The sequence below is a fragment of the Intestinibacter sp. genome (assembly GCF_034113885.1).
Classification (GTDB): domain Bacteria; phylum Bacillota; class Clostridia; order Peptostreptococcales; family Peptostreptococcaceae; genus Intestinibacter.
Window position 1 is genome coordinate 19,953 of record NZ_JAXEWM010000250.1, and the last position, 7,095, is coordinate 27,047.

The 7,095-nt window shown below is 31.6% G+C and carries 7 protein-coding genes; 6 read left to right on the forward strand and 1 reads right to left on the reverse strand.

Annotation, left to right across the window (positions count from 1 at the left end):
- The first annotated feature begins 10 nt into the window (after nt 1–10).
- On the forward strand, nt 11–1,315 hold the full coding sequence (locus SPD90_RS14820) for a DnaB-like helicase N-terminal domain-containing protein (RefSeq protein WP_320925752.1): 1,305 nt from the start codon (nt 11–13) through the stop codon (nt 1,313–1,315).
- 92 nt (nt 1,316–1,407) lie between these two features.
- On the opposite strand, the gene SPD90_RS14825 is transcribed toward SPD90_RS14820, so the two are convergent.
- Nucleotides 1,408–2,382, reverse strand: a complete 975-nt coding sequence (locus SPD90_RS14825; protein WP_320925753.1) for a DUF5050 domain-containing protein — start codon at nt 2,380–2,382, stop codon at nt 1,408–1,410.
- Between the two features lie 161 nt (nt 2,383–2,543).
- Here SPD90_RS14825 and SPD90_RS14830 point away from each other — a divergent pair, with 161 nt between their 5' ends.
- The 5 genes from SPD90_RS14830 to SPD90_RS14850 all read left to right on the forward strand — a co-directional run bounded on the left by SPD90_RS14830 (nt 2,544) and on the right by SPD90_RS14850 (nt 6,856).
- The gene (locus SPD90_RS14830) at nt 2,544–3,326 is read left to right on the forward strand and encodes a sulfite exporter TauE/SafE family protein (RefSeq protein ID WP_320925754.1); all 783 of its coding nucleotides are present in this window, start codon (nt 2,544–2,546) and stop codon (nt 3,324–3,326) included.
- Nucleotides 3,327–3,543: 217 nt separating this feature from the next.
- Nucleotides 3,544–4,605, forward strand: coding sequence for a Fic family protein (locus tag SPD90_RS14835; RefSeq protein ID WP_331680593.1), 1,062 nt, complete (start codon nt 3,544–3,546; stop codon nt 4,603–4,605).
- Nucleotides 4,606–4,817: 212 nt separating this feature from the next.
- The gene (locus SPD90_RS14840) at nt 4,818–6,047 is read left to right on the forward strand and encodes a PDDEXK-like family protein (protein WP_320925755.1); all 1,230 of its coding nucleotides are present in this window, start codon (nt 4,818–4,820) and stop codon (nt 6,045–6,047) included.
- A 47-nt stretch (nt 6,048–6,094) separates the two neighbouring features.
- Nucleotides 6,095–6,442: a hypothetical protein gene (locus SPD90_RS14845; protein WP_320925756.1), complete on the forward strand. Its 348-nt coding sequence runs from the start codon at nt 6,095–6,097 to the stop codon at nt 6,440–6,442.
- Between the two features lie 135 nt (nt 6,443–6,577).
- On the forward strand, nt 6,578–6,856 hold the full coding sequence (locus SPD90_RS14850) for a hypothetical protein (RefSeq protein ID WP_320925757.1): 279 nt from the start codon (nt 6,578–6,580) through the stop codon (nt 6,854–6,856).
- Nucleotides 6,857–7,095: the final 239 nt, after the last annotated feature.

Consider the following 7,095-nt stretch of genomic DNA (forward strand, 5'->3'; position numbering starts at 1 on the left):
AGGAGAAATTATGCAAGATTTATACAACTTATCTGCAGAACAGAGTATTTTAGGTGCTATTTTAATAGATTCGAAGGTCATACTTGAGGGCAATCAGGTGAATTTATCGGCGCAGGATTTTTATGCAAATGAGCACCAGATAATATACAAGGCTATGAATAAAATTTTCGCTGAAAATACCGAGGTCGATCTAGTTACGCTTCAAAACGAGCTCAAAAATATCGGCAAAATGGATCAAATCGGTGGGATGGCGTATATTTCTAGCTTGGTGACTGCTGTGCCGACTAGTAGCAATGCCATTTACTACATAAAGATAGTCAAGGAGCTTTCGATGAAGCGAAATGTTTCGACGATGATGCGCTATACTGATGAAAACTTAAAGGCGCTTCCTCAGTCAGAGCTGTTGAAGTTTGTCGAACGCTTGAAAACGACTATACTTGAATCGGGAAATGTAGAGGATTGGTACATTGAGGCTGCGGAAATTCCGATGGAAATCGAGACGCCTGGAACTATTCAGACCGGATTTGATTTTATAGATTTGGTGACAGGTGGAGGGCTGAATTACGGGACTTTGACGATTTTGACGGGCGAGCCTTCTTCTGGAAAAAGTACGATCATAAACCAGATTATAGCAAATGCGATCAGTTTAGGTCATCCAGCGTTTTTGTACTCTGGTGAGCTTACTTACCAGATGATTATGGAGTGGTTTGTCAAGACGGTCGCGAATATGGAGGACATCAGAAGGTGCAAAAATACTTTCGGCGAATATCTCAAGGTAACTAAGGAGGCGCATGAGATGATTGCCGAATGGACTAGGGAGAAATTTTATATATTTTCAAAGGATGTAGGTGCTGACGAGGCTCACTTATCAAGCGTTATAGAGCATCTAGCAGTCAAAAAATCGACGAAATTATTTGTGCTGGACAACCTGATGACGCTCGAATGTAGTGGTTCCGACAAGTACGAAAAGCAAATCAATACAGTGAAAATGCTGAAGTCGCTTGCCAAAAAGTACGACCTCGCGATAATTCTAGTCGCCCATCCGAATAAAAGTGTGACTATGAGTAGGGAGTCGCATGTGTTTGAGATATCTGGAGCGAGTGAGATTCCGAATTTGGCGGACTATATTTTGAAGCTCGAGAGGGGCGAGGAGAAGACAGTTGCGTCTATTTTGAAAAACAGGATTACGGGGATTCAGAAGAGGAGCTTGAATCTGAAGTTCGATGCGAATAGAAGGCGATTTTATACGAAAAACAAGGCCGAGCTCGATAAGGATTACGGGTATAAGGTTAAGGTGGAACAAGTTACTTTTTAAATTAATGAAAGAACTTCATAAATGTATATAAGGGAATGAATAAAATAAGTTTAATTATATTCATTCCCTTTTTATGTAGTTATTGTATATAATTATTCACTGTAATAACTTTTTAATAGCTTTCCATTTTTTCCACTAGTAGTGCAGAAATACTTATTAGTATTATTCATACTATTAGTAAAATAAGTTAAAATCATATAACTACCAGATACACTTATATCATTTACAGAAGTTTTGCTAGTAATGCGAGTTGTAGATTTAGTACTTAATTTCATTTTATAAGCTTTATTAGATGATATATAGTAAACATATCCATTACTTAAATCTTGAAGATCAGCATTAGATTTAACTTTATATTTAGTTGTAGAGGTAGTTTTAATTTTATATATGTTACCATTAACATTAAAATATATGTAGTCATAATATGCTTGTAAATCACTATCAGAGTCTATACTTGAAGTCATTGTTTTTGTTGAACTACCTGATAAGCTTGTACGTTTTAAATATCCATTTCCATATAGATAATCACAAGTAATATAGTAAATATTTGATTTATAAACTAAAAATTTAGAAATTTCGCTAGATTTTTTTATACAAGTATCGCTATTTCCTGATAAAGACATTCTGTAAATACCAACTATACCTAAATCTCCATAAGGATCACTTTTTAATTTAATATAGTAAATTTTGTTATTATACACAACAGGGTTGTAGCCTCTTTTTAAAGATTTGCAGTCCTTACCATTTGTTCTAACTTTGTAAATGTATGGATCATAACAACCGCCATAGCCTTCTTTATCAAGAGTATAATAAATCCAACCGTCTTTAATTGTTAAATTGTAAATCTCTCCACCTTGATTATTTTTAACGAGTGATGTTTTTCTAGTGTTTACATTTACCTTATATATATCTCCATATACTGAATAGTACATATAATCTCCTGATTTTATGCTAGAACTAGGACCAGAATATCCAGTAGATTCAGCAGCTTGAGATATACTTGTAAAAGCCAATATAAATACTATAGAAAAACTGATTAAAATACTTAAAAATTTGTTTTGCTTCATTGCGTGTTCCCTCCTCTTATTTTATTTACTTTTATTATAAGGTAAACGATTGCGAAAAGTATACAAATTACAATAAAAAATGTAAAATTTAAAATACAGTACATAAATAAGAATTAAAATAAAAAAGCAAATCAAAAATGACAAAATAGAAGGAGACAAATATGATATTATATGTAGTTTATGTTTTAGCAGGATTAGGAGCAGGTGTTGTCACAGGGCTTGCGGGGCTTTCGGCGGCAGTAGTTATAACTCCACTTTTGACGAGCTTATGTGGATGGGCGAGCTACGATGCGGTCACAGTAGCGTTGGCGGCTGACGTTCTCGCGAGTATGTTGACAGCGTACACTTATTATAGGAATAAAAATATAGATTTAAAAAACGGCGTATTCGTTGCAATCACAGCGTTTTTAGGTACGGTTATTGGAAGCTACAGTGGATATCTTTTCTCACAAGCACAGCCAGACGGACTTGGATATATCTCTATGGCGACTACGATTTTTCTGGGAATAAAATTCTTAGTTAGACCTGTGACTAAGGGCAACGATGCAGAGGACGGCTCAGCAGATATCGGAATTAAAAAGAGAGCCTTGGCAATGTTTCTAGGATGCGGCATAGGATGGGTATGCGGATTTACTGGAAGCGGCGGCGGAGTTTTGATGCTGACAGTATTTACGATAGTCCTTGGATACAACCTAAAGGTAGCAGTTGGTACAAGTACAATGATTATGACACTTGTGGCGCTAACTGGTGCAGTCAGCCATGTTGCTATGGGAGCTCATATGGATTATATTCCTATGCTGATTGTCGTGGCGTTTTGCGTGTTGGGTGCTTATGTGAGTGCTAAGTTTGCGAATAAGTGCGAGATTAAGAGACTGAATCGAGTTGTCGGTACGTGTCTTTTCATACTTGGTGTGATTACTATTTCGATAAAATTGTTTTTGTAGAATAAGAAAATAGTCTGTGTATGGTTTATAAAAATATTTTTAAATACACAGACTATTTTTATTTAGAAACAGTTCTTTAAATATTGAATAGATATATGATTTAAAGGGAATACTATATATCTAAAAGGTTTTACCTTAAATATAGATAAGTTTTAAGGGGATATATTCAGTATAATTGATTTTTCCCTTAAATTATAGTATATTTTAAGGGAAAGGAATGGTGATTAAGGGAATGAGAGAATTTAATTACTCTAAAATTAAAGATCAGAAATGGGATTCAGATATTCTCGGATATATAGCTGCAATATACAAGGAAGCCGGTAAACAAGAGTTATATCTTAAACAAAGACCTGAAGAGCTTGAAAAACTTGTCGAAATTGCAAAGATTCAGAGTACTGAAGCATCAAATGCAATTGAAGGGATTGTTACTACAAGCACTCGTATCAAACAACTTGTGGAAGAAAAAACTACTCCTAAAAATCGTGATGAACAGGAAATCGCTGGATATCGTGATGCATTAAATATTATTCACGAAAGCTTTGACGCTATTCCAATATCAAAAAATTATATACTACAGCTTCATAAAATTATGTACAGCTATATGAATAATCCTATGGCAGGAAAGACAAAAAATGTGCAGAATTATATTAGTGCAAGTTATCCTGATGGACATACAGAAATTATATTTACACCAATTGCTCCATTTGAAACAAACGAGGCACTAGACAAAATATGTGAGGAGTATAACAAGGTTATTGGAAATTTTGAACTTGAACCATTAATTGCCATACCTATATTTATTCATGATTTTTTGTGCATACATCCATTTAATGATGGTAATGGAAGAATGAGCAGATTGCTTACTACACTTCTTTTGTATCGTAATGGTTTCTACGTTGGTAAATATATATCTTTAGAAGCTAAAATTGCTAAAAACAAGGACTTGTATTATAACGCATTAAATCAAGCTCAACATGGTTGGCATGAAGGGACGGAAGATGTTGTTCCATTTATAAAATATATCCTTAGTATAATTTTAGCTGCCTATAATGATTTTGAAGATAGATTTTCTATTGTAGAAGAAAAACTCCCTGCGATAGAAATGGTAAGGAAAGCAACACTAAATAAGATTGGAAAATTCACGAAGCAGGATATTAGAGAATTATGCCCACATTTAAGTGTAAGTTCTATTGAAGGTGCTTTAAGAAAAATGGTTAAATCTGGCGAATTAAAGCGTGAGGGTGTTGGAAAGGCAACCCACTATATCAGACTAAAATAATTCCCTTACTAAGATAAACTTTCCCTTAAAAAATAATAAATTATAAGGGAAACACATACAATTAAAGTTAAGTATCTCTATAGAGGTACTTTTCTTATGTCCATTTAAAAATAAAAATTAGTAAATACACAATAATTTTGGAAAAAATTCATCACAAAGTTGTTAAATATAATTACAATGGAAATATAAGCTTATCATTAAGGAGAAAATAAATGAAAATAGAATTATTGTTATCAGATATAGCACATATTTCAGAAAAATATGAGTTGATAAATAAAAATACAGGTGGATATTTCAACATATTTGATATCCTAAATATATCTAGAGATGAAGTTTGCATATGTAAATTTATATATGAGCTTATAAGTCCAAATGGGAGCCACTATCAAGGATATACATATTTAAAGCTTTTCGTGGAAAATGTACTTCACATGAAATTTAGCGATTATGAGTATAAAAAAGCTGTTGTTCATAAGGAATATGTGATTTCAAATGGAAGAAAAATTGATTTAGCCATTGAAATAGGGGATAAATACATTCCTATAGAGGTGAAAATTTATGCCAAGGATCAGTATAAGCAATGCTTTGATTACTATAAGTTTTATTCTAAAAATTCAAATGTATTTTATTTGACTTTAGATGGAAAAGCTCCAAGCGTGGAAAGTGCGAAAGGATTGACTCGAGTTAGAGGTGGTGGATATGAAGAGGTAAGTCAGATATCCTTTGAAAAGGAGATTTTAGACTGGTTAAATCAGTGTATTTCACAAGCTGAAACTATAAAAATAGCGCCAATTAGAGAAACTATATTACAGTTTATAGGAGTGGTGAGAAGTATGACAAATCAATTAATAGAAGAAAAAGAACAAGAAATAGTAAATATAATATCATCTTCAAAGGAAAACATAAAAACTGCAATTGAGATAGAAAAAAGCTTAAAAATATGCAATATAAATATGATAAAGAAGGTTTTAGAATCAATAGAAAGTCGCCTTGATAATGTATCTAACCTAGAAAATAAATTGGAGAGATATTCTTATAAAAGCAATAATTATAATCTTGTAAATACATACTATAATAAAAAAAGTTCTACTTATCCAGGTCTTAGCTATTTTATCAAAAAATTGGATGATGAAGTAGATTTGTTGTTGAGATTTGAGATAGATCACCGTCTATATGTAGGATTTTGCACTTCAAAAAATGGTAAATCAGAGGGACAACAGTTAGATAAAGATCAGGTAGATAAATTATTGTTTGATTGCGGAAATAATATCAGAGGTTGGTGGATTTATTGGGAGTACTTACCAGAGGGTAATGGAGCTTTATCTCCTAACTTTAAAGATTTCAACGAAGCGTATTTAGATTTATTTGATGAAAATAAGTTTGAGAAATTTATTGATTTATGCGAGGAGAGTATTTTAAAAATTTTACAAAAATTAAAGTAATACAATAAATAAAAAATTTTAACTATTATTGTATAGGAGGAGTAATCATGAATATTAACTTTAAGAGTGGTTTTTTGATAGAAAAAGATAATGTAACTTATTATATATTGAGTTTGAACATTCATGGTGGTAGCGGAATGGGAGCAAATTATCCATATGATGGGATTTATTATTTAGTAGAAAAAGATTTTTTTGAAGTACATAAAGATGAATATTGTATGGCTCATGATTCAATACTTTCAAAAGTTTTACAAACATATGACAAACATGGACTTGCATTATGTCATCAGGATGAAGTTTCTCCACATTGGTCGGAAAAAATTCAAGATATAAGCAATATTCTGGATAACTTGGATTCGGAAATATTGGAAAAATTAGGATATTCAATCAAATAAATCCCAAGTCTAAAAAATCTTGGGAATCGCAAGTAACAGTTGTTTTATTTTTGGTGATGTAACCATAAAAATATAATTAAATATAATATTTTTTAGGGTTATAAACCTAAAAAATATTGAATAATATTATTTATTATGGTTGTTAATACTCTATCATTTAGTGAATACTTAGACTTTAGGAAGCAAGTAAACCATATAGATGATATAAATACTAGAGAAGAATTAAAAAGATTTATAAGACTTGGAGGATTCCCAGCAGTTCATACAGGAAATTATGATATAGAATCTGCATATAAGATTGTGAGTGATATTTATTCATCAGCACTTTTAAGAGATACTATTCAAAGATATAAAATAAGAAATATAGAGCTACTAGAGAGAATCGTAAAATTCTTGTTAATGGAAAAATTTTAATTTGTTTTATTTAATAGAAACATTTCATAATTAATCACACTTTCTAACTCTAAATCCATCTTCCCATTTATTAGGATTAAAAAGTAGTTGACTTTTATAAAAAAAGATACTACTATTTAATTAATAAAACTTAGTAACAAATAAATACTAAGATAAAAATACTATATTACAAAAGGATTTAAATATATTGAAAGGGGCATGTAACAGCTAATATAAATCTATAAAAATCCATAAAACCA